This is a genomic window from Nocardioides ureilyticus (assembly GCF_051280745.1).
Taxonomy (GTDB): Bacteria; Actinomycetota; Actinomycetes; order Propionibacteriales; family Nocardioidaceae; genus Nocardioides.
The window spans coordinates 154076-174994 of sequence record NZ_JBNCOG010000002.1 but is presented as its reverse complement, the minus strand read 5'-3'; the positions used below and the strand labels follow the sequence as shown (position 1 = coordinate 174994).

General features: G+C 74.4%; 23 protein-coding genes. 10 read left to right on the top strand and 13 right to left on the bottom strand.

Annotation, left to right across the window (positions count from 1 at the left end; translation table 11 throughout):
* Nucleotides 1-9: 9 nt before the first annotated feature.
* The 3 genes from ACSMHG_RS02120 (at nt 10) to ACSMHG_RS02110 (ending at nt 2864) form a co-directional block, all read left to right on the top strand.
* On the top strand, nt 10-699 hold the full coding sequence (locus tag ACSMHG_RS02120) for a hypothetical protein (RefSeq protein WP_435741709.1): 690 nt from the start codon (nt 10-12) through the stop codon (nt 697-699).
* Nucleotides 700-781: 82 nt separating this feature from the next.
* Nucleotides 782-2266, top strand: coding sequence for a PepSY-associated TM helix domain-containing protein (locus ACSMHG_RS02115; protein WP_435741707.1), 1485 nt, complete (start codon nt 782-784; stop codon nt 2264-2266).
* A 223-nt stretch (nt 2267-2489) separates the two neighbouring features.
* Nucleotides 2490-2864: a hypothetical protein gene (locus tag ACSMHG_RS02110; protein ID WP_435741706.1), complete on the top strand. Its 375-nt coding sequence runs from the start codon at nt 2490-2492 to the stop codon at nt 2862-2864.
* Nucleotides 2865-2868: 4 nt separating this feature from the next.
* Here the strand turns inward: ACSMHG_RS02110 and ACSMHG_RS02105 are convergent, their stop codons facing one another.
* Nucleotides 2869-3600, bottom strand: a complete 732-nt coding sequence (locus ACSMHG_RS02105) for a response regulator (protein ID WP_435741705.1) — start codon at nt 3598-3600, stop codon at nt 2869-2871.
* A gap of 118 nt (nt 3601-3718) precedes the next feature.
* On the bottom strand, nt 3719-4690 hold the full coding sequence (locus tag ACSMHG_RS02100) for an NAD(P)/FAD-dependent oxidoreductase (RefSeq protein ID WP_435741704.1): 972 nt from the start codon (nt 4688-4690) through the stop codon (nt 3719-3721).
* Nucleotides 4691-5216: 526 nt separating this feature from the next.
* Here ACSMHG_RS02100 and ACSMHG_RS02095 point away from each other — a divergent pair.
* The gene (locus ACSMHG_RS02095; protein ID WP_435741703.1) at nt 5217-5540 is read left to right on the top strand and encodes an STAS domain-containing protein; all 324 of its coding nucleotides are present in this window, start codon (nt 5217-5219) and stop codon (nt 5538-5540) included.
* Nucleotides 5541-5605: 65 nt separating this feature from the next.
* Here the strand turns inward: ACSMHG_RS02095 and ACSMHG_RS02090 are convergent, their stop codons facing one another.
* The gene (locus ACSMHG_RS02090) at nt 5606-6415 is read right to left on the bottom strand and encodes a sigma-70 family RNA polymerase sigma factor (protein ID WP_435741701.1); all 810 of its coding nucleotides are present in this window, start codon (nt 6413-6415) and stop codon (nt 5606-5608) included.
* Nucleotides 6416-6581: 166 nt separating this feature from the next.
* On the opposite strand from ACSMHG_RS02090, the gene ACSMHG_RS02085 reads away from it, so the two are divergent.
* The 3 genes from ACSMHG_RS02085 to ACSMHG_RS02075 are packed head-to-tail and all read left to right on the top strand — an operon-like array spanning nt 6582 to nt 8634.
* Complete coding sequence (locus ACSMHG_RS02085; protein ID WP_435741699.1) at nt 6582-7370, top strand: IclR family transcriptional regulator; 789 nt, start codon at nt 6582-6584, stop codon at nt 7368-7370.
* A gap of 33 nt (nt 7371-7403) precedes the next feature.
* Complete coding sequence (locus ACSMHG_RS02080; protein WP_435741697.1) at nt 7404-7928, top strand: MarR family winged helix-turn-helix transcriptional regulator; 525 nt, start codon at nt 7404-7406, stop codon at nt 7926-7928.
* Entirely contained in the window at nt 7912-8634 is a 723-nt protein-coding gene (locus ACSMHG_RS02075; protein ID WP_435741696.1) for an alpha/beta fold hydrolase, read from the top strand. The genes ACSMHG_RS02080 and ACSMHG_RS02075 overlap by 17 nt, the downstream gene beginning before the upstream one ends.
* On the opposite strand, the gene ACSMHG_RS02070 is transcribed toward ACSMHG_RS02075, so the two are convergent.
* Genes ACSMHG_RS02070 through ACSMHG_RS02055 form a run of 4 tightly spaced genes read right to left on the bottom strand, consistent with a single transcriptional unit; the run spans nt 8621 to nt 12568 of the window.
* On the bottom strand, nt 8621-9397 hold the full coding sequence (locus tag ACSMHG_RS02070) for an enoyl-CoA hydratase (protein WP_435741695.1): 777 nt from the start codon (nt 9395-9397) through the stop codon (nt 8621-8623). The genes ACSMHG_RS02075 and ACSMHG_RS02070 overlap by 14 nt on opposite strands.
* 38 nt (nt 9398-9435) lie before the next feature.
* Nucleotides 9436-10338: a 3-hydroxyisobutyrate dehydrogenase gene (gene mmsB, locus ACSMHG_RS02065; RefSeq protein WP_435741694.1), complete on the bottom strand. Its 903-nt coding sequence runs from the start codon at nt 10336-10338 to the stop codon at nt 9436-9438.
* A complete protein-coding gene (locus ACSMHG_RS02060; RefSeq protein WP_435741693.1) occupies nt 10335-11426 on the bottom strand; it encodes an enoyl-CoA hydratase/isomerase family protein in 1092 nt (363 codons plus the stop codon). The genes mmsB and ACSMHG_RS02060 overlap by 4 nt, the downstream gene beginning before the upstream one ends.
* Nucleotides 11423-12568 carry an acyl-CoA dehydrogenase family protein gene (locus tag ACSMHG_RS02055; RefSeq protein WP_435741692.1) on the bottom strand — a complete coding sequence of 382 codons (1146 nt, stop codon included), beginning with the start codon at nt 12566-12568 and terminating at the stop codon, nt 11423-11425. Before ACSMHG_RS02055 ends, ACSMHG_RS02060 begins: the two co-directional genes overlap by 4 nt.
* 91 nt (nt 12569-12659) lie before the next feature.
* Here ACSMHG_RS02055 and cobU point away from each other — a divergent pair, with 91 nt between their 5' ends.
* On the top strand, nt 12660-13199 hold the full coding sequence (cobU, locus tag ACSMHG_RS02050) for a bifunctional adenosylcobinamide kinase/adenosylcobinamide-phosphate guanylyltransferase (protein WP_435741691.1): 540 nt from the start codon (nt 12660-12662) through the stop codon (nt 13197-13199).
* A 33-nt stretch (nt 13200-13232) separates the two neighbouring features.
* On the opposite strand, the gene ACSMHG_RS02045 is transcribed toward cobU, so the two are convergent.
* Both ACSMHG_RS02045 and cobT read right to left on the bottom strand, forming a co-directional pair.
* Nucleotides 13233-13973: an adenosylcobinamide-GDP ribazoletransferase gene (locus ACSMHG_RS02045; RefSeq protein WP_435741690.1), complete on the bottom strand. Its 741-nt coding sequence runs from the start codon at nt 13971-13973 to the stop codon at nt 13233-13235.
* A complete protein-coding gene (cobT, locus tag ACSMHG_RS02040) occupies nt 13970-14998 on the bottom strand; it encodes a nicotinate-nucleotide--dimethylbenzimidazole phosphoribosyltransferase (RefSeq protein ID WP_435741689.1) in 1029 nt (342 codons plus the stop codon). Before cobT ends, ACSMHG_RS02045 begins: the two co-directional genes overlap by 4 nt.
* 54 nt (nt 14999-15052) lie before the next feature.
* On the opposite strand from cobT, the gene ACSMHG_RS02035 reads away from it, so the two are divergent.
* Nucleotides 15053-15739, top strand: a complete 687-nt coding sequence (locus ACSMHG_RS02035) for a SprT-like domain-containing protein (RefSeq protein ID WP_435741688.1) — start codon at nt 15053-15055, stop codon at nt 15737-15739.
* Here ACSMHG_RS02035 and ACSMHG_RS02030 read toward each other — a convergent pair.
* Both ACSMHG_RS02030 and ACSMHG_RS02025 read right to left on the bottom strand, forming a co-directional pair.
* Nucleotides 15736-16971, bottom strand: a complete 1236-nt coding sequence (locus ACSMHG_RS02030; RefSeq protein WP_435741687.1) for a CaiB/BaiF CoA transferase family protein — start codon at nt 16969-16971, stop codon at nt 15736-15738. The genes ACSMHG_RS02035 and ACSMHG_RS02030 overlap by 4 nt on opposite strands.
* Nucleotides 16968-18470 carry an aldehyde dehydrogenase family protein gene (locus tag ACSMHG_RS02025; RefSeq protein WP_435741686.1) on the bottom strand — a complete coding sequence of 501 codons (1503 nt, stop codon included), beginning with the start codon at nt 18468-18470 and terminating at the stop codon, nt 16968-16970. Before ACSMHG_RS02025 ends, ACSMHG_RS02030 begins: the two co-directional genes overlap by 4 nt.
* A 136-nt stretch (nt 18471-18606) precedes the next feature.
* Between ACSMHG_RS02025 and ACSMHG_RS02020 the strand changes: the two genes are divergently transcribed.
* Nucleotides 18607-18975, top strand: a complete 369-nt coding sequence (locus ACSMHG_RS02020; protein ID WP_435741685.1) for a DUF1330 domain-containing protein — start codon at nt 18607-18609, stop codon at nt 18973-18975.
* 13 nt (nt 18976-18988) lie between these two features.
* Here the strand turns inward: ACSMHG_RS02020 and ACSMHG_RS02015 are convergent, their stop codons facing one another.
* On the bottom strand, nt 18989-20185 hold the full coding sequence (locus ACSMHG_RS02015; protein WP_435741684.1) for a cation:proton antiporter: 1197 nt from the start codon (nt 20183-20185) through the stop codon (nt 18989-18991).
* A 21-nt stretch (nt 20186-20206) separates the two neighbouring features.
* A complete protein-coding gene (locus ACSMHG_RS02010) occupies nt 20207-20815 on the bottom strand; it encodes a DUF488 domain-containing protein (RefSeq protein ID WP_435741683.1) in 609 nt (202 codons plus the stop codon).
* Nucleotides 20816-20919: the final 104 nt, after the last annotated feature.

Below are 20919 nucleotides of genomic sequence, written 5' to 3'. Positions count from 1 at the left end.
ATCGGCCCCGTGGAGGCGCGCATGGACCCCGTCGTGCTCTGGGCACGCGCGCTCCTGCTGACCCTCCTGGTCGTCTTCCTCGGTGCCGCCGGCCACGTGACGGCCGACGGTCTGCTCCCCGGTGCAGGGGTGCTCCTGCTCGTCGTGGTGGTCGGGTCGGTCGTCTCGGCGGCGCTGCTGGCCCGGCCGGCGTCGACGTCGCGCGTGGTCGCTCTCCTCGTCCTCGGTCAGGCGGCCGTCCACCTGGTGCTGTCGGCGTCGGCCGGCCACGTGGGGGACGCACCCGGGGCCGCCCGGACGGCCGTGACCGGTGGCGGGGCGCTGCCCCTCGTCGAAGGCCGGCGGGTGGGGTCGCTGCAGGACGCCTACGAGGGGGCTGGCCACGCCACTCCCGTCCTGCCGACCGGGCACCTCGTCGAGCACCTCGCGAGCCACGCACCGATGATGCTGGCCCACGCGCTCGCCGCCGTCCTCGTGGGGCTCTGGCTCGCTGCGGGTGAGCGGGCCCTGTGGACGCTGGTCGCGCTCGCCTCGACCGCGGTGCTCCGCCCCGTCTCCCTGCTGGTCGCGCTGGCCGGGGCCGCCATGGTCCCGTCGGTGCGGCCGACCCCCCGGTTCGCCGAGGTGCCCCGCCCGCGGGTGCCGGTGCTCCTCGCGCGCTGCGTCGTACGACGCGGCCCGCCCCTCCTCGCGGCCTGACCGTCCGCACGACGAGCACGCCCGAGCGGGGCGCTGCTCGGCCCATCCGCGCGCCCACGGCGCGCCGTCGAGGAGACCCACGATGCCCGACCGCAGCGCGCCCACGCGCGTCCACGAACGACCCGTCCCATTCGACCGACCCGCCCGGCGGCGGCCCCCCGGGGACCGCCGCGGCTCCCGCGGCGGCGGCCTCTTCCGCGCCGTCTGGCGCTGGCACTTCTTCGCCTCCTTCCTGGTCGCCCCGCTGCTGCTCGTGCTCGCCAGCACGGGGCTGATCTACCTGTTCCGCTTCGAGCTGGAGCCGCTGCTGCACCAAGACCTGATGACGGCCGAGCCCACCGCGACCCAGCCGGCGGCGCAGCCCTACAGCGCCCAGCTGGCCGCGGTCCGCGCGGCGTACCCGGAGGCGACCGTCGTCTCGCTCGCCGAGCCGCGCGAGGAGGGCCGCAGCAGCGTCTTCTCCGTGACCTTCCCGGACGGGGAGGGCCGCGACGTCTTCGTCGACCCGTACGCCGTCGAGGTGCTCGGATCCATGGACCCCGACACGACGCTGTCCGGCACGGCGGTGCGGTTGCACGCCGACCTGATGTCGGGCCGCCTCGGCGACATGCTCCTCGAGCTCGCCGCGTGCTGGGCGATCGTCATGGCGATCACCGGCTACTACCTCTACCTCCGTGGACGCCGGGCCCGCCGGAGGCTGGCGCGGGCGGGCCGCACGGGTGCGCGCCCCGGCGCCCGGCTGCGGGTCCGGCACGGCGTCGTCGGTGCGATCACCGGGGGTGGCCTGCTCTTCCTGCTCGTCTCGGGGCTGCCCTGGACCGGCTTCTGGGGCGCGCAGGTCCAGGAGTTCGCGACCAGCCGTGGGTCCTCGATGTGGAGCACCGACCCGGGTGCGGTCTCGGACCCGGCCTCGACCCTGGACGAGTCGCTGCCCCACAGCCACGCGGTCGAGATCCCGTGGGCGCAGCAGAAGAGCGAGGTCCCGCAGTCGGAGCCACCCGGCGACCACACCGCCGGCGACGTCAACGTCGCGTCGGTGGACACCGCCGTCGCGGTCGCCGAACGCGAAGGACTGCGCCGGCCGTACACGATCGCGCTGCCCGGCTCCGAGGGCGGCGTGTTCTCCGTGATCGGCTACGCCTTCGACGCGCCGAGCGACGAGCGCACCGTGCACGTCGACCGGTACGGCGGGGGAGTGGTGTCGACCTACGGGTACGACGACTACCCGGCGCTCGCCAAGGTGGTCGCCCAGGGCATCGGGCTCCACGAGGGCCGCAGCCTCGGGCTCTGGTCGTTCTGGGGCGCGGCGCTGGTCTGCGCCGCGGTCATCTTCTCCTGCGTGACCGGTCCGGTGATGTGGTGGCGCCGCCGCCCGCGCGGCCACGGGTCGGTCGCGGCGCCGCGCGGACGGATGCCGCTGCGGTCCTCGCCGTGGCTGCTGGTGGGCGTCGTCGCGCTCGGCGTGCTGCTGCCGTTCTTCGGCCTCTCGCTGCTCGTGGTGCTCGCGCTCGACCAGCTGGTCCTGCGGCGGGTGCCCGCGCTCGCGGGGTGGTTCGACACGGCCTGAGCCCACCCTTGAGCCCGCCCTTGAGCCAACCCTGAGGATCGCGCGGCTGGCACCTTGAGGTGGTCTAGTCACAATCGTCCTGACCGGTGCGGCCGTCGGCGTCCCCGACGGCCGCACGGGACGAGCCGCCAGCAGCGCACCTCGCGCACCTGCACCCTCACGCATCGCCAGCCCCGGGAGCCCCGCTGTGACCCACGCTGTGACCCACGCCGTGAACCACGCTGTGACCCATGCTGTGACCCATGCCGTCCTCGACCTCGACGCGCTCGCCCGCCTCGGACGCGACCTCCAGGACGGTCAGTACGCGGTGGTCTTCGCCCGGCGCTACCAGTCGATGCTGCCCGCTCGAGTGGAGCGGATCGTCGCCGCGCTGGTCGCCGGAGACCTGGTGGCGGCGATGGACGCGGTGCTGAGCCTCAAGGTCTCCTCGATCACCGTCGGGACGACGGAGCTCGCGGCGGCCGCGCTCGAGGTCGAGCAGGCCGTGCGCCGGCGCGACGTCGCGTCGGCCCGGAGGCGGGCGGACGGCCTGGCGGGCGCGGCGAACCGTGCCGACTGGGCGCTGGCCGGCTACCTCGCGGACCACGCCGGCCGATGAGTCGCTAGAGCGACTCCATCCGGTAGCCGACTCCGCGCACCGTCCGGACGAACTTCGGGCCGTCCTTGGTCTCGCCCAGCTTCCGTCGCAGGTTGCCGACGTGGACCTCGACCAGGTGGGTGTCGGTGGCCCAGTCGGTGCCCCAGACCGAGCGCAGCAGCGCCTCTCGGGTCCACACGCGGGCGGGGGTGCGCATCAGCTCGGTCAGCAGGTCGAACTCCGTGCGGGTGAGGGCCAGCTCGTCCTCGCCGCGGAAGACTCGTCGGCCGTCGACGTCCACCCGCAGCGCGCCGTGCACGAGCACCTCGTGCTCGGGCTGGGCGGGGCCGGTGGTGACGGGGGAGGGAGCGACGCCCCGACGGGGCCGGCGGAAGAGCGCGTTGACCCGCGCCTTCAGCTCTCGGACGCTGAAGGGCTTGGACAGGAAGTCGTCGGCTCCCGTCTCCAGGCCGATCAGCCGGTCGATCTCCTCGTCGCGGGCCGTGATCATCACGACGTAGGCGTCGCTCGTCTCGCGGATCCGCCGGCAGGTCTCGATGCCGTCGATGCCGGGGAGCCCGAGGTCGAGGGTGATCAGGTCCGGATCGATCCGGTGCACCGCCTCGACGCCGGCCAGGCCGGTCTCGACCGCCGTGACCTCGAAGCCCTGGGTCTGGAGGGTGTACTCGATCAGCGAGCGGATGTCCTCGTCGTCCTCGACGACGAGTGCCCTGCGCTCGGTCCCGGATCCCTCCACGGGCGCGAGTCTGCCATGGCTGGTGGCGGCCTCCCTGCTCGGCTTCGCCAGCTGGTTGCACGGTGACGGCGCCACGGTTCGGTGCGCTCTGCGGCGGCCGAACGGCTCACGGGTCGGATCAGCGGGAGGCGAGGGCGTCGTCCAGGAGCTCGAGTGCCGCCTCCACGGTGCCCCAGGACTGGCTCACACCCGATCCGCCGTGGCCCACGTTGTGGACACACGTCGAGCCGGCGACCTCCTGCACGGCCAGGTGCACGCCTTCCTCCCGCTCCGGACGCAGGCCGACCTGCACCTCCAGCACGGAGGCGTCGGCGAACCGGGGGTCGACCTGAGCGCACCGGGCGACGATCTCGTGCACCTCCTGCTCCCGCGGAGCGGTGTCGCTGTCGTCCCGGGCGGCTGTGCTGCCGAGCACCACCCGGTCGCCGTGGGGCCAGAAGGAGATCCAGCTCGGCCCGAAGGGGGACTCCATGAAGAATTCCTCGATGCCGGGGTTGGCCACCACGACGTGCTGCCCCCGCACCGGGCGCACTGCCACCCCCGCCAGCTCCCTCGCGCCCAGACCCGAGCAGTTCATCACGACTGGCGCCTCGCGGGCGGCCTCCGTGAGCGAGCTGAGGCGGCGGATCTCCACCCGGCCGCCCGCGGCGTCGAGCCGGGCCAGCAGGAAGCGCAGGTACGCCCGCATGTCGACGACCGGAGTCACCGTGCGGAAGCCCCAGCCGAACCCCTCGGGCAGCGAGCCGTCGTCCACGGTGTCGATGGGCCTGCCGTCGAGCGTCATCGGGAACGGTGGCGGCTGACGGGCGACCAGCGCCCCCCGCCGCAGCGTGACGCCCGACCCCGTCTCCTCGGCGAGACGGGTGAACGCCTCGCGGCCGCGCCGCTCCCACTCGAAGGGCGGCGTCGCCTCGGGGAACAGGTTCGGTCCCACCATCGCCGAGGCGACCACCGACGTCGTCTGGAGGGGCGCCTGCGCGGCGACCACCCGGACGTCGTACCCGCGCTCGGCCATCAGGACGGCGGTGGTGAGGCCGATCACTCCCGCGCCCACGACCACGGCCGAGGAGCTACCTGCGTTCGACGACATCTGATCTCCCGAGGATCGGAGGGGTGGAAGGCTCGTCCAGCGTGATCGACAACGTAGCCGGGACCGCACCCGCCACGGGAGTCGTCACGGCCGCCGGTCACCGCAAGCCCCGGCGTGGGCAGGGCCGTGCCCATCTCCACCAGGACCAGACGCAGGGCGCCTCGACCAGTCCTCGGTGGCTCGGCTGGTGCTGATCGTCTCCGGGGCCACCAGGGGGCCCCGGGACAAGCCGGGCCCACCGTCCCGTCCCGCTGCAGTCCGCCCCCGGGTCGCGGGCTGCGGGACGTCCGAGAGGAGCGGGACGGTGGCGCGGCGCTGCACCCTCCTTCCCGCTCGCCCGGCACCTGAAACGCCCGGTCGACCGCGCGACCGCCGGGCCCGGAGGCGCGCGGGGCGCCCGGAGCCGGACCGTCGCCGGGCGTTCATCCGAGGGTCATGACGGCCCCGGCCAAGAGGCGTATCGTCGATGGACACGCCGGGCGCTCCGGCGCCTGACCAGGACCTCAGGGCCCGGATGGTGGGTTCCGTGTACTTCTCACTCGACTCCGTGGCCGATCCGCCGCGGCTGCGCGTCGTGGTCACCGGGGAGCTCGACGTCCTCTCGGCGGCCGGTCTGCGAGGAGAGGTGTCCCGCCGTGCGCGGGAGGGCTTCAGCTCGGTGGTCCTCGACCTCGAGGGCGTCACGTTCCTCGACTGCACGGGCCTGGCGGCCCTGCTGGCGTGCGAGGAGGAGGTCTCCTCCTCGGGCGGCACCTTCGCGGTCGGCCCGTCGAGCGTCGCGGTCCGTCGGGTCGTCGAGCTGACCGGGGTGGCCGGCCGGCTGGCCGGGGCGGTCCCCGGACCCGCCTAGCCCGAGGAACGCGACAGCCCGCCGCTCCAAGGAGCGCCGGGCTGTCGTCGTGGGAGGTGGGTGGGTCAGGAAGCGGTGGGCTCCAGGTCGCCGATGCCCTCGCGGAGGGTGCCGAGGATGCGGCTGAGGAGGCGGGAGACCTGCATCTGGGTCACGCCGAGCTGGTCGGCGATCTCCTGCTGCGTGCAGTCCTCGGCGAAGCGCAGGTGCAGGATCCGGCGGTCGCGCTCGCTGAGGTCGCGCATCAGCGGGGTGAGCATCGCGCGGGCCTCGGCCGCCTGCTCGCCCATCGGCTCGCCGTCGCTCAGGGTGTCGCCGAGGGACCCGCGGCCGTGGTCCGGCGAGACGGGGACGTCCAGGGAGAGAGGCTGGAAGCAGCCGTCCGCCATCAGCGCGGCCTGCACCTCCGAGGGCTTGAGGTCCAGCTGCTCGGCGATCTTCTCCGGCGACGCCGGCTCGCCGGACTCGCGGGCGCGCTGGTGCGCGGCGACGACCTCCGACTGGATCTCCTGGACGCGGCGGGGAGGCCGCACCATCCACCCGAAGTCGCGGAAGTACCGCTTGAGGTCTCCTCGGATCGAGGGCACGGCGTAGGCGAGGAAGTCGCGGTCCTTGCTGGCGTCGAACTTCGGCACGATCCGCACCAGCGTGAGCATCGCGACCTGCTCGAGGTCCTCGAGCGGGACCCCGCGGTTGCGGAACCGGGAGGCCAGCGTGCGTGCGACCTCGATGTTCAGGAGCACGATCTGCTCGTGGATCTGCTCGCGCTCCGCCTCGGTCGCCGCGGCGGCGGCCTCCTCGAAGAGACGCTTGGTCTCGCTCTTGCGACGCAGGTCCTTCGGTCGTCGTCCCAGCGGAACAGCACTCGTGGTCATGGCTCCTCCCTACCCGGGTGTCCTCGCTTGAAACCTGCACCAGCCCATCTCGCCCGGAAGGGTGAGGTGGCGCGGTGGTCGGTCGTGCGTGCGGGAGGCTTCCGTCGGAGCCCGGACGCTGCTAGCGTGCGCCGCCAGAATTGATTTCAGTCTCCCGGAGGTCCCCATGACCGTGCTGGCGGAACGAACGGTCGACGCCGGTCGGCCGGCCGGCGCAGGCACGCCGCCCTCGATGGTCGAGCGGATGACCCTGATCCTCGACGCCTTCCCGTCGCCGGGCGCCAGGCTGAGCCTCGAGCAGGTGGCCCGCGCCGCGCACCTGCCGCGCTCGACGGCGCACCGCATCCTCGAGCAGCTGTTGCGCCTGGAGTGGGTCGAGCACTCCGCGTCGGGATACGCGCTCGGGAGTCGGGCGCTCGCCCTCGGTGGCCGCGCGACGGGCCACGAGGACCTCCGGGCGGCCGCGGCCGACCAGCTGCACCGGCTCCACGTCCGGACCGGGCTGGTCGTGCACCTGGCCGTCCTGGAGGGTGCGGACGTGCGCTACCTCGACAAGATCGGCGGGCCTCGTGCCACGACGGTGCCCTCGCGCGTCGGCGGCCGCCTGCCGGCGTACCGGACCGCGCTCGGCCGGGCGTTGCTGGCGTGGTCGGAGCCGGAGGAGGTCGACGCGGTCATCGGCCCGGAGCTCGCCGCCGGGGAGCTCGACCGGCTCCACCAAGACCTCCACCGCGTGCGCGCCCGTCGGGGGCTGGCCTTCGAGCACGGCGGCATGGCCGACGACATCGCATGCGTCGCGCTCGCCGTCCGGCCCGCCGGCTCCCTCGGGCCGGCCTCGGCGCCGGTGGGTGCCATCTCGCTGGTCGGCGACGCCGACACCCCGCTGACCCGGGTGGCGCCGCTGCTGGTCGACGCGGCGCGTGCGGTGACCGAGCGGCTCTGGCCGCACGACTGAGCCGACCGGCCCGGTGGCCTAGGCTCCCGGCCGATGACGACATCTCCCGCCTCGGGTCCCGCCTCCGGGCGTGACCCCATCGCCGAAGCGCGCCGGCAGTGGACCGCCCACGGCTGGGAGCAGGCCGCACCGGGCATGGCAGCGGTCACCTCGATCATGCGGGCGCAGCAGCTGCTGCTCACCCAGATCGACGCGCTGCTGCGGCCCTTCGGCCTGACCTTCGCCCGGTTCGAGCTGCTCCGGCTGTTGTCGTTCGCCTCGGAGCAGCGGATGACGATGCGGCGCGCCGGTCAACGGCTGCAGGTGCATCCCACCTCCCTGACCAGTCTCGCGGCGCGACTCGCCGACGACGCCCTCGTGGAGCGGGTGGCCAATCCCGACGACGGTCGGTCGGCCATCCTGGTCCTCACCTCGGCCGGGGCGGCGCTGGTCGACGAGGCCACCGAGGTCCTCAACCGCGAGGTCTTCGAGGCGATCGGCCTCTCCTCGGACGACGTCGCCGTGCTGGTCGAGGTCCTGGGGCGGTTCCGGGCGGGACGCGGTGACTTCGCGCCCTGACCCGGTGGCCGGCGGTGGCGTGGCCCTGGTCGCGGTCCCGGGCCTCGGCCTGAGCCGCACCGACTGGGAGACGACCCTGCGCCAACTCCGGCCACGGCCCTCGCGCACGGTCCTGCTGCCCGGGTACGGCGAGCCGGCGCAGCGGCACCAGGCACTGGACCCGGCCTCCTCGGCCCGCCGGCTCCTGGACCACCTCGCGGAGGTCGAGGGGCCGGTCGTCCTCCTCGCGCACTCGGCCAGCTGCCAGGTCGTCGCCGAGGCGGCCGCCGCCAACCACGGCCGGGTCGTGGGCGTGGTGCTCGTCGGTCCGACCACCGACCCGCGGGCCCGGTCCTGGGTGGGCCTGGCCGAGCGGTGGCTGCGGACCGCCGTCCACGAGCGGCCCGGCGAGGTGCCGGTGCTGGTGCGCAGCTACCTGCGCACCGGCCTGGGCGTCATCGCCCGGACCATGGACGCGACCCGCTGCCAGCCCATCGGCGTGCCCCTCGCCAGGGTGCGACCGCCGGTGCTCGTCGTCCGGGGACGGCGCGACCGGATCTGCCCGCGCGACTGGGCCGAGCGGCTGGCGTCGCTCGCGCCCGAGGGCTCGCGCGTGGTCACCCTGCCGGTGGGTGCGCACATGGTGCCGCTCACCCACGGGGCCCTCGTGGCCGACGCGGTCGCGGCGTACCTGCGGAGCCTCGGCGCCGAGCTCAGCGGTGCCTGAACTCGGCCTTCCGCTTCTCCACGAACGCACCCATGCCCTCGGTCCGGTCCTCCAGGGCGAAGGTCGCGTGGAACGTGCGGCGCTCGAACTTCACGCCCTCGGCCAGCGTCGTCTCGAAGGCACGGTTGACCGCCTCCTTCGTCGCGTAGAGGACGGGCAGCGACTTCTCGGCGATGCCCGCGGCGATCTCGGCGACCTGGCCGAGCAGCTCCTCGGTGGGCACCACGCGGGAGACCAGGCCGACGGCGAGCGCCTCCTGAGCGGTGAGCGTGCGGCCGGTGAGGATGAGGTCCATCGCCACCGCCTTGCCCACGGCGCGGGTCAGCCGCTGGGTGCCGCCGATGCCGGGGAAGACACCGAGGTTGATCTCAGGCTGGCCGAACCGGGCGGACTCCGCCGCGATCACCATGTCGCACATCATCGCGAGCTCGCAGCCACCGCCGAGCGCGTGCCCGGAGACGGCGGCGATCACCGGCGTCCGCACCTGGGTGAACCGGTCCCACGCCGCGAACCAGTCACCGAGCGCCATGTCGGCGTAGGACTGGGCCGCCATCTCCTTGATGTCGGCGCCGGCCGCGAACGCGCGCTCGGAGCCGGTGACGACGATCGCGCCGACGCCCCGGTCGGCGTCGAGCTCCTCGGCGGCGGCGACCACCTCGGTCATCAGCTGGGCGTTGAGGGCGTTGAGCGCCTTCGGGCGGTCGAGGGTGATGGTCGCGACCCGACCCTCGCGGCTGACCTGGATGGTCTCGTACGACGACATGCGGCTCCTGGCTCCTTGTCGGTGTCCGGGCGGCGGGCTCACTCCGCCGCGGCGGAGCGCTCCCGGATGGTGTTGACGATGGCCGAGAAGTCGAGGCCGGCCCCGCCCTCCTCGGCGAACCGACGATAGAGCTCCTCGGCGAGGCTGCCCACCGCGGCGTCCGTGCCGGACTCCTCGACCGCCCGTCGGGCCAGCCCGAGGTCCTTGGCCATGAGGGCCCCGGCGAATCCCGGCCGCCAGTCGCGGTTGGCGGGGCTGGTCGGCACCGGGCCGGGCACGGGGCAGTTGGTGGTCAGCGCCCAGCACTGTGCCGAGGCGGTGGACGCGACGTCGAAGAACGCCTGGTGCGTGAGACCGAGCTTCTCGCCGAGCACGAAGGCCTCCGAGACGGCGATCATCGAGGCGCCCAGCACCATGTTGTTGCAGATCTTGGCGGCCTGGCCGGCGCCCGAGGCCCCGCAGTGGACGACCCGGCCCGCCATCGGGTCGAGCAGCGCCGTCGCCTCCTCCACGAGGGCCTCCTCGCAGCCGAGCATGAAGGTGAGCGTGCCGGCTTCGGCGCCGCCCACGCCTCCGGAGACGGGGGCGTCCGCCGCGCGGTGACCGGCGGCGACGGCCCGCTCCGCGGCGGTGCGCGCGTCGGACACGGCGACGGTGGAGCAGTCGACGAAGAGGGTCCCGGTCGGCGCCGCGGTCAGCACCTCGTCGTAGACCTGGAGGAGGAGGGTGCCGTTGGGCAGCATCGTGAGGACGGTGCCCGCCTCGGCGACCGCCTCCGCGGCCGAGGCCTTGACGTCGACCCCGGCCGCCGAGGCCCGCTCGCACGCGTCCGTGCCGACGTCGAAGCCGGTGACGGTGCGACCCGCCGCGACGAGGTTCGCGGCCATCGGGCCGCCCATGTTGCCGAGGCCGATGAAGGCGATGGTGGACGAGGTGCTCATGCGGTTCCTCCGGGGCTGGTGGGGAGCCGGAGCTCACCCTCGGGCAGTGGTGCGAAGAGGGCGGCGACGGCGTCGCCGTCGACCTCCTCCAGGGTGGCGGGTGTCCACCGGGGGTTGCGGTCCTTGTCGATGACCTGGGCCCGCACGCCCTCGACGAAGTCGGGTACGTCGAGGAAGCGCACGGTCAGCCGCAGCTCCATGGCCAGGGCCTCGCCGAGGTCGGCCATGCCGGCCGCCTCGCGCAGCGCGCGCAGGGTGGTCGTCACCGCGAAGGGTGACCGCTTCGCCAGCGTCTCCGCGGCCTGCTGGGCCTCGGGCGCGGGATGCTCGCGCAGGCGCCGGAGGATCGCGGCCGCGTCGTCCCCGGCGTAGCACTCGTCGATCCAGCCCTGCTGCTCGAGCAGCGGCGCGGCCGGCGCGTCCTCGGCCAGGTCGGCCAGCACCTCGGCGGCGTCCTCGTCGACGAGCCGTCGGGCGAGCTCGCCGAGGCGCTCGGTGGGCACGAAGTGGTCGGCCAGGCCCAGGGCGATGGCGTCGCCCGCGCCGACCGACCCGGCGGTGAGCCCGAGGTGGGTGCCGAGCTCGCCGGGGGCGGAGGAGAGCAGCCAGGTGCCGCCGACGTCCGGGACGAAGCCGATGCCCGTCTCCGGCATGCCGAGGGAGGACCGCTCGGTCACGACCCGGTGGCTGGCGTGCGCGGAGACGCCGATCCCGCCGCCGAGCACGATGCCGTCCATCACCGCGACGTACGGCTTGGGGTAGTGGCCGATCGTGTGGTTCAAGACGTACTCGTCGGCCCAGAACCGGGCGGACTCGTGCGTGCCCGCCTTGGCGTCCTTCCAGATCGAGACGATGTCGCCTCCGGCGCACAGCCCGCGCTCGCCACGACCGGTGAGCAGCACCGTGCGGACCGCGTCGTCGTCGCGCCACGCCTCGAGTGCCTCCTGCAGCAGGCCCACCATCGGGTGGTTGAGGGCGTTGATGGCGCGCGGCCGGTTGAGCTCGAGGCGGCCGAGACGGCCGTCGGTGGAGACGACGACCTCCGGCTCGACGGCCTCCCGGGCGGCGTCCTGCGGGTGGTCGGTCACGCCGCCCCCTGGATGAGCGCACGGCCCACGATGACTCGCATGATCTCGTTGGTCCCTTCGAGGATCTGGTGGACGCGGAGGTCGCGGACGACCTTCTCGATGCCGTACTCGGCAAGGTAGCCGTAGCCGCCGTGCAGCTGCAGCGCGGTGTTGGCGGCCCTCCAGCCCGCGTCGGTGACGAACCGCTTGGCGCCGGCGACGACGACCGCGGCCTGCGGGTCCTCGGCGTCGAGCCTGGCTGCGGCGTCGCGGAGCATGCAGCGCGCGGCCTGGAGCTCGATCTGCGCGTCGGCGAGCGCGAAGACCAGGCCCTGCTGGTCGGCCAGCGGGCCCCCGAACGCGTGGCGGGTCGTCAGGTGGGCGGCCGCCCGGTCGACCGCCCACTGGGCGCCGCCCAGCGAGCAGGCGGCGATGTTGAGCCGCCCGCCGTTGAGGCCGCGCATGGCGATGGTGAAGCCCTGGCCCTCGCTGCCCAGCAGGTGGTCCGCGGGGACGCGGACGTCGTCCATGACCACTTGCCGGGTCGGCTGGGCGTGCCAGCCCATTTTCTGCTCCTCCGCGCCGAAGGAGAGGCCGGGCGCCTCGGCGGGGACGACGAACGCGCTGATGCCGCGGGGGCCGGGCTCGCCGGTGCGCGCCATCACGACGTACACGCTCGAGGCGCCGGCCCCGGAGATGAACTGCTTGGTGCCGGAGAGCACCCAGTCGTCGCCGTCGCGCCGCGCGCTCGTGCGCAGGCTGCCGGCGTCGGAGCCGGCGTCGGGCTCGGTGAGGCAGTAGCTGGCGAGGTGCTCCATGCCGGCCAGGTGCGGGACCCATCGCCGGCGCTGCTCGTCGGTGCCGAAGGTGTCGATCATCCAGACGGCCATGTTGTGGATCGAGATGTAGGCGGCGACCGCGACGTCGCCGCGGGCGAGCTCCTCGAAGATCAGCACCGCCTCGCTGCGGCCCAGCCCCGAGCCGCCGACGTCCTCGCGGGCGTAGATCGCGCCGAGCCCGAGCGTGCCGGCCTCGGCGAGGACGTCGACGGGGAAGTGGTGGGCCTGGTCCCACTCGACGGCGTGCGGCGCTATCCGGGTCTCGGTGAAGTCGCGGACGGCCTCGACGATCGCCTGCCGCTCCTCGGGGTCGAGGGTGCTCATGGGTGGCACTCTGCCATTTGGTTGGACGCCCTAGCAAGAGGTCGGGCGTCCGATCACAAGGCGGCTAGGGTGCTCCCGTGCAGGTGCGCGGGTGAAGGTGCTGGTGACCGGGGGCGTGCGCTCGGGGAAGTCGACCCACGCGGAGCGGTTGGTGCCGGAGGCCGGGCCGGTCGCGTACGTCGCCCCCGGGCCGCCGGTGCGCTCGGAGGACGCCGACTGGGCGGCCCGAGTGGCGGCTCACCGCTCGCGCCGGCCGGCGTCCTGGACGACCCACGAGACCCGCGACGTGGCCGGCGTGCTGGCCTCCGTGCGCGGACCGGTGCTCGTGGACTGCCTGGGCACCTGGGTCACCGCCCTGGTCGACGAGGCCGGCCTCTGGGAGGCGCCCGCCGACGAGGTGCACCGAGTCGTGACCGCCGCCGTCGACGGCGTCGTGGGCGCCGTCACCGCCGCCCCCGGACCGGTGGTGCTGGTGACCAACGAGGTCGGCCTCGGCGTGGTCCCCGCCCACCGCGCCGGCCGCCTCTTCCGGGACCTGCTCGGGACGGTCAACCAGCGCGTCGGAGGGGCCTGCGACGAGGTGCACCTGGTCGTCGCCGGCCGCGTCCTGCGCCTCCCCGACCCGCTGTGAGCCACGGCCGACCGGGTCGTGCGGGGCGCGCTCTCAGGCGCTGACGACCACGAGGAGCGCGGCGAGCGCCACCTCCACGGCGGCGCCGAAGACGTCCCCGGTGACCCCGCCGAAGCGGTGCACCGCCCGGTGCAGGAGGACGGCCACTGCCGCGAGCGCGACGAGCACCGCCACCACGCCGGCGAGGCCGGCCAGGGCGGCGGCGACCGCGGCGGCCACCAGCCAGAGTGCCACCGTGGCCAGCGGCCGGACCGAGCCGACGTACGTCGCGCCGAGGCCGTCGGGCCGCGCGCCCGGGACGCCGCGGGTGCAGGCCAGCGCGAGCGCGCACCGCGACAGGCACACGAGCGCCCCGGCCAGGAGCCAGCCGTCCTCTCGCCGCAGCAGCGAGGCCAACGCCGCGCACTGCACCCCGAGGACGAGGACGACGGCGGCCACCCCGGCCGGACCCGCTGCTCCCGACTTCATCACCTCCAGCGACCGCTCGCGCTGGTAGGAGGCCGTGAGGCCGTCGGCGACGTCCGCGAGCCCGTCGAGGTGCAGCGCCCGGCTGCCGGCCGCCAGCACCGCGACGGCGAGCACGGCCGTGGTCAACGCGGTCAGCCCCACCTCCCGGCCGACCAGGGCGCCGAGCGCGACGGCCAGGCCCAACGGGAGCACGGCGAGCGGCGCGAGCAGCATGGCGATCCCCGCCGTACGCCCGTCGACCGACCGCGGGGGCGCGACCCGGACCGCCGTGAGCGTGCCCACCGAGAGTCGCCAGGCGTCCTTCACCCGGGCAGGACCTCGGAGAGCAGCGCGACGTCACGCAGGAGCGCGACGGCGCTGCGGAGCACCGGGACGGCGGCGACCGCCCCGCTGCCCTCGCCGAGCCGGAGGCCGAGGTCGAGCACCGGTGTGATCCCGAGCTTCTCGAGGGCGAGCGACTGGGCCGGCTCGGTCGAGCGGTGGCCCGCGGCGAACCAGGCGGCGGCGCCCGGCGCCAGCCGCTCGGCGCTCACCGCGCACGCCACCGACATCAGCCCGTCGAGCAGCACGGGGACCCCGGCCTCGGCCGCCGCGACCAGGTAGCCGGTGGTGGCCGCGAGGTCGGCGCTGCTGAGCGCGGCCAGGGTCTGGACCGGGTCGTCGGTCCGGGCGCCGGCCCGACGCAGCGCCTGACGCACCACCTCGGTCTTGCGGGCGAGCCCGTCGTCGTCGACCCCGGTGCCGCGGCCCACGACCTCCTCGGCGGGGAGGCCGAGCGCCGCGGCGACCAGCGCGGCGGCCGGGGTGGTGTTGCCGATCCCCATGTCGCCGCTCACCAAGAGCTGGGCGCCGGCGGCAATCTCCTCGCCGGCCACGGCACGCCCCACGGCGAGCGACCGCTCGAGCTCCTCCGCGCTCAGCGCGTCCTCGAGGTGGATCGCACCGCTGCCACGCCGCACCTTTCGGGCGCCGACCTCGGCGGGCACGTCCGGCAGGTCGTCGTCGACGCCGAGGTCCAGGACCCGCACGGCGACGCCGTGCGCGCGCGCCAGCGCCGAGACCCCGGCACGGCCGGCGACGAAGGTCCGCACCATCGCCGGGGTGACCGCGGCCGGGTACGCCGAGACGCCGTGCGCGGCGACGCCGTGGTCTCCGGCGAAGACCACGAGCCGGACGTCGTCGAGCTCGGGCGGCGGCACCGAGCCGAGGGCTGCGGAGAGCCAGACCCCGAGGTCGCCGAGGCGTCCGAGGGCCCCCGCCGGCGTGGCGAGGGCGGCCAGGCGCTCGGTGGCGGCAGCGACGAGGGCGGGGTCGGGAGGAGTGATCGACACGGCCGGACCGTACCAACGCCGGGGCCTGTCGGTGCCCGAGCCTAGGGTCGTCGCGTGGACCTGGAGCAGGCGCTGGGGATGGCGCGGGAGCTGATGGACGAGCACGGGCTCGTGGGGTGGACGGTCGTCCTCGACCGCGCCAAGCGCCGAGCCGGCGTGTGCCGCCCGGGCCTGCGGCAGATCGGCCTCAGCGCGCCGCTCACCCAGCTCCACGGCGTCGCCGAGGTGCGCGACACGGTGCTCCACGAGATCGCCCACGCACTGGTCGGTGCGCACCACGGTCACGACGCCGTGTGGCGGGCGACGGCGCTGCGGATCGGGTGCTCGGGGCGGCGCTGCACCGACCCGGGCGCTGGCACGATCGACGGTGACTGGGTGGGCACCTGCCCGGCCGGCCACCGGGTCAGCCGGCACCGCCGCCCGCCCCGACCGGCGTCGTGCAGCCGCTGCTCGCGGGGCTTCGACCGCGCCCACCTGCTGACCTGGACCCACCGTGGGCGCGAGGTCCCCATGTCGCCCGAGTACGACGCCCAGCTGCGTCTCGTCCTCGCTGGCCCGGGGTCGGCGGCGGCGACCGTCCAGGTGGGCCAGCGGGCGAGGGTGGTCGCGCCCGGCCGGTACCACGGTGCGGTGGGCGTGGTCCTCAAGCGGGCCCGCACCCGGTTCCACGTGAAGGTGCCCGGCGGCGTGGTGACCGTGCCGTTCTCGATGCTCGAGCCCCTCGAGCCCTCGACGAGCTAGCCGGCGCGGGGGCCGTCCTCGCTGTTCGCGCTGCCCTCGCCGTCGAGCCAGGCGCGGATGGCGTCGTTGTGCTGGCCGAGGCGTGGTGGGGCCGCGTGGGTCCGGCGGGTGCCGGTGCCGGGTGGGCCGTCGGTGCGCAGCGGGGGGCCGGGCAGCTGCAGGTCGCCGGCGTGGGGGTCGGTGACGTCGACGAGGAGCCCTTGGGAGCGGACCTGGTCCCAGGTGTAGACGTCGTCGAGGGTGCGGACCTTGCCGGCGGGGATCCCGAGGTCGGCGAGCTCGGCGAGGAGGTCGTCGCTGGTGCGGGTGGCGAAGGCGCCCTCGAGCAGCTCGATGAGCTGCTCGCGATGGGCGACGCGGGAGGCGTTCGTGGCGTACTCGGGTGCGTGGGCGGCCTCGCCGAGCACGGGGAGGAGGCGACGCCAGAGGCCTTCGGAGCCGACGGCGATCTGGATCGCACCGTCGCCGGTGGCGAACAGGCCGTAGGGGGCGATGGAGGGGTGGTGGTTGCCCATGGCTCGGGGGACCTGGCCACCGACGGTCCAGGCGGTGCCCTGGTAGGCGTGGACGCCGACGATGGCGGCGAGCAGGCTGGTGCGGACCACGGTGCCGCGGCCGGTGCGCTCGCGGTCGTAGAGGGCGGCGACCACGCCGTAGGCGGCGTTCATGCCGGCGAGCAGGTCGCCGATGGGGACGCCGACCTTGGTGGGCTGGTCGGGGGAGGGGCCGGTCAGCGACATCAGCCCCGCCTCGCCCTGGGCGATCTGGTCGTAGCCGGCGCGTCCGCCCTCGGGGCCGTCGTGGCCGAAGCCGGTGATCGAGCAGATCACCAGCCGCGGGTTGATCTCGTGCAGGGCCTCGACGCCGAGGCCGAGGCGGTCCATGACGCCGGTGCGGAAGTTCTCCACCAGCACGTCGGCCTTCGCGACCAGCCTGCGCAGCACCTCGAGGTCCCCTCCCTCGGAGGTGTCCTTGAGGTCGAGGGTGATCGACTCCTTGTTGCGGTTCGCGCTCAGGAAGTACGTCGACTGCCGGTCGGCGGGGTCGCCGACGAAGGGCGGTCCCCAGCCGCGGGAGTCGTCGCCGCCCTCCGGGGTCTCGACCTTGATCACCCGGGCGCCGAGGTCGCCGAGCATCATCGCCGCGTGCGGCCCGGCCAGGGCGCGGGAGAGGTCGAGGACGAGGACTCCGTCGAGGAACCCGTCGTGCTGGTCGGTCGTCGGCCCCGTCATCGACCCAGCTTGACGTTGATCTGCTTGGTCTGGGTGAAGCCCTCGATCGCGCCCTCGATGGAGAACTCCCGGCCGATGCCGGAAGCCTTGTAGCCGCCGTAGGACTGGCCGATGACCTGGCCGCCGCCCTGGTTGACCTGGACCCAGCCGGACTCGATGCGGTGCGCGAGGCCGAGGGCCTGGTCGAGGTCGCGGGACCACACGAACGCCGCGAGGCCGTAGTGGGAGTCGTTGGCCATCGCGACCACCTCGTCCTCCTCGCGCCAGGGGATGACGACCAGCACGGGGCCGAAGACCTCCTCGCGGGCGATCCGCCAGTCGTTGGCGACCCCGGCGAGGATGGTGGGGCCCTGGAAGTAGCCCGACAGCCCGTCGGGCACGTCGCGGGAGCCGTCGAGGACCACCCGGGCGCCGGGCTGGGCCTTGCCCTCCTCGACGTAGTCGAGGACCTGCTGGTACTGGGTGGCGTTGATGATCGCCCCCATGTCGGTCTCCTCGGCCAGCGGGTCGCCGACCTTGAGTGCGGAGACCTTGCGCGCGAGGACCTCGAGGAACTCGTCGTGGACGTCGGCGTGGAGGAACAGCCGCGACCCGGCGGTGCAGGACTGGCCCTGGCGGGTGAACCGCATCGCCAGCAGCACCCCCTCGGCGGTGGCCTCGATGACGTCGGGTGCCGCCGCGGAGGGACACACGATGTTGGGCGACTTCCCGCCCAGCTCGAGTGACTGGTGGGCCAGCCGGCCACCCGCGGTCGCGCCGACGATCCGGCCGACCTGCGAGGAACCGGTGAAGGAGACCTTGTCGATCCCGGGGTGCTCGGAGATCGCCTGGCCGACGGTCTCCCCGACACCGGTGACCACGTTCAGCACTCCCGCGGGCAGGTGCTCGCTCATCACCTGCGCCAGCTTCAGGATCGTCAGCGGCGCGTCCTCGGCCGGCTTGACCACCAGGGTGTTCCCCGCCGCGAGCGCCGCGGGAAGCTTCATCGCCGCGATCATCAACGGCGAGTTCCACGGCAGGATCGCGCCCACCACGCCCAGCGGCTCGAGCCGGGTGTACTGCAGCTGGTCATCACCAGCGGGCAGCACCGTGCCCTTGAACTCCCCGGCCACCCCGCCGAAGTAGCGGAACAGCGCCACCAGGGTCGCCGACTCCGGCCGCGCCTGGGTCCGCAGCGCGTTGCCGGTGTCCTGCGCCGTCAACACCGCGAACTCCTCCGCCAACCCCTCCAACGCCTCCGCGATCCGCAACAGCACCGTCCCGCGCTCGCGGAAGTGCAACGCCCGCCACGCCGGCAACGCCTCCCGCGCCGCAGCCACCGCCCGGTCCAGGTCCTCGCGCGACGCCTCCGGCACCCGCGCCAGCACCTGGTCACCCCGCGCCGGCGACACCACGTCACGCCACTCACCGCTCGACGCCGGCACCCACTCCCCACCGACCAGCATCGGCCACTCCGGCGTACCCGACCCCGGTGCATCGATCGTCGTCTGCAGCTTCATGGTGCTCTCCCGCCTGTCGAGGGTGGTGCCGGTCCGGCGCTCGGGAGCAGCGTGTCAGACCTCACCCGTCGGGCGGCAGCGGGGAGGGGCCCGCCATGATGGCCCCGTTGCCCCAGCACCGACACGAGGAGACACCGTGGCGATCGACCCGCGTGGCCGGGACCTGAAGCACTTCGTCGAGCAGGACCCGGACGGCCCGGTGGTCATGCTCAACCTCCTCCGGTTCCGCCAGGACGGCGGCGAGGCCGGGTACGAGGAGTACCTGCGGCACTTCCGGCCGCACGCCGAGGCGCTCGGCGCCGAGGTCCTCTACTACGGCCGCGGCGACACCGCGCTCGTGGCCGAGGACGGTCAGGCGTGGGACGCGGTGCTGGTGGTGCGGTACCCGACCCGGCGGAGCTTCTCCGACATGGTCCGCGATCCCGACTACCAGGCGGGCGCCCACCTGCGCAGCGACTCGCTGGTCGAGGCGGTCCTCCAGCCGACCGTCGAGCGGACCCTCTGACCGACGCCTGACCTCAGCCGGGGTCGAGAGCCGGTCGGTCGCGCTCGGGGTCGGGGCGCAGCCAGTTCGCGACCACGACGTCGGTGGTCGAGTGGGCGAGCACCGAGACCAGGACGGTCACGGTGACGATGGCGAGCACCTCGTCGGCGTCCGGGATGCCGCTGGAGGCCACGATGACGCCGTACGCCACGCTGGCGAAGCCCTTCGGGCCGAACCAGGCGACGGCGATGCGCGCCCGCCGGTCGAGACCGCTGCCCGGCAGGACGGCTAGGATCGGCAGCGGCCGTGAGATCGCGACCACCAGCAGGGCGACGACGAGGGCGGTCCACCCGGCGTCGAGGAAGAGCTCCGGCTCCAGCAGCCCGGCGAAGGCGATGAGGGCGCCGCCCTTGGCCAGCTCGCTGACCAGCTCGCCGGTCTCGCGGAAGGACTCCGAGACCCGGGGCCGGAGCGTGGCGATGGTGGCGCCCGCGACGAACGCCGCCAGGAACTGGTTGGCGTGGACCAGCTCGCAGACGCCGTAGAGCAGGACGGCCACGGCGATCACGCCGAGGGGCCGCAGCGACGGGATGCTCTCCACCCCGGGGAGGCGCAGCACCAGGTCCACGAGGAGCGGCAGGACGACGCCCAGCACGATCCCCACTCCGAGCTCGAGCAGGAGGATCCACGGGTCCGTCGACCACCCCTCGGGGTCGCCGCCGGCGACGCCGACGAGGACGAGCACGGCGAGGAGCGCCAACCCGTCGTTGAGGCCGCTCTCGATGTTGAGCAGGTGCCGCACTCCCTTGGGCACGTCCTCGCGCCCGACCAGCGCCGAGGCGAACACGGGGTCGGTCGGCGCCAGGATCGCGCCGAGCACCAGCGCCGATGCCCACGGCAGGCCGGCGACCCAGTGTCCCAGGGCCGCCACGACGAGCAGGGAGATCGGCATGCCGAGGAGGAGCGCGCGCGCCGGAGCGTTCCAGTGCCGGCGCAGCACCGACCACGGCGCGTGCTGGCCGTCGGTGAACAGGATGACGAAGAGAGCGACCTCCGCGGCCAGCTCGACGTTCGGGGTCGACACGTCGACGAGGTCGAGCACCAGCGGGCCGGTCACGATCCCGGCGGCGAGGAAGACGCCGGTGGTCGACAGCGGGCTGCGGGAGGCCAGCGACGAGGTCAGCACCGCCAGGAGCAGGGCCGCGCCGAAGGTGAGGAGCAGGACGGTCACGGGGGGCCCGGTGCCCCGAGGTCAGCGGTGCAACGCCTCCGTGGTCGGCGCAGCGACCGACGACGCTGCGTCGTACCGCAGGCCGTCGTCGGTCACCCGTGCGCCGTCCGCCGGGGGATGGGCCGCGAGCCGGCCGTCGTGGCCCAGGTGCCGCACGTCGACGTGGCGGAGGAGGACGGCGGCGTCGCTGATCATCCGGCGGTGGCAGCGCCACCACACCGTCTCGCTGCACATGATCGCCACCGGACCGTCCGCGGAGGCGGATTGCGCCAGGAGTTCGCCGAGGGCGTCGGCGAACTCGGCGGTCCGCATGTGGGTGGCGTACGCGCGGAACGAGGTGACCCGCCACCACCCGTCGACCTCAGGGTTCTGGCCGGCCGGCACCCGCCGCCTGCCCCCGAGCCTCGGCTCCCAGCGGTAGTCGACCCCGGTGGCCGGCAGCCACCGGGCCATCGCGTCGCGGTGGAGGTTGGCGTCACGCCGGCTGCCCGGGAAGCGGCGTACGTCGACCACCGCGGCCACCCCGCTCGCGGTGAGGAGGTCGGTCAGCGCCTGTCGGTCGGCGGTGCCGTGCCCGAAGGTCCACAACGACGTCACCGCAACCCGGTCCCCGGCGCAGGCCCCGGGCATGCGGGGTTCGTCACCCGCGGGTCATGGTCTGAGGTGTGGCGAAGCTCGATGGCCGGCCCGACGTCCCAGGGCGGTGACCCTGCTGGCGCCCGTCTGGCTAGCAT

Bases quoted from the DNA above. Each gene is read 5' to 3' on its own strand.
- ACSMHG_RS02010 (WP_435741683.1), bottom strand. From the start codon at position 20,815: ATGCCCGGGGCCTGCGCCGGGGACCGGGTTGCGGTGACGTCGTTGTGG.
- ACSMHG_RS02100 (WP_435741704.1), bottom strand. From the start codon at position 4,690: ATGTCGTCGAACGCAGGTAGCTCCTCGGCCGTGGTCGTGGGCGCGGGA.
- ACSMHG_RS02080 (WP_435741697.1), top strand. From the start codon at position 7,404: ATGACGACATCTCCCGCCTCGGGTCCCGCCTCCGGGCGTGACCCCATC.
- ACSMHG_RS02055 (WP_435741692.1), bottom strand. From the start codon at position 12,568: ATGAGCACCCTCGACCCCGAGGAGCGGCAGGCGATCGTCGAGGCCGTC.
- ACSMHG_RS02030 (WP_435741687.1), bottom strand. From the start codon at position 16,971: ATGACGGGGCCGACGACCGACCAGCACGACGGGTTCCTCGACGGAGTC.
- ACSMHG_RS02115 (WP_435741707.1), top strand. From the start codon at position 782: ATGCCCGACCGCAGCGCGCCCACGCGCGTCCACGAACGACCCGTCCCA.
- mmsB (WP_435741694.1), bottom strand. From the start codon at position 10,338: ATGAGCACCTCGTCCACCATCGCCTTCATCGGCCTCGGCAACATGGGC.
- ACSMHG_RS02025 (WP_435741686.1), bottom strand. From the start codon at position 18,470: ATGAAGCTGCAGACGACGATCGATGCACCGGGGTCGGGTACGCCGGAG.
- ACSMHG_RS02085 (WP_435741699.1), top strand. From the start codon at position 6,582: ATGACCGTGCTGGCGGAACGAACGGTCGACGCCGGTCGGCCGGCCGGC.
- ACSMHG_RS02090 (WP_435741701.1), bottom strand. From the start codon at position 6,415: ATGACCACGAGTGCTGTTCCGCTGGGACGACGACCGAAGGACCTGCGT.
- ACSMHG_RS02070 (WP_435741695.1), bottom strand. From the start codon at position 9,397: ATGTCGTCGTACGAGACCATCCAGGTCAGCCGCGAGGGTCGGGTCGCG.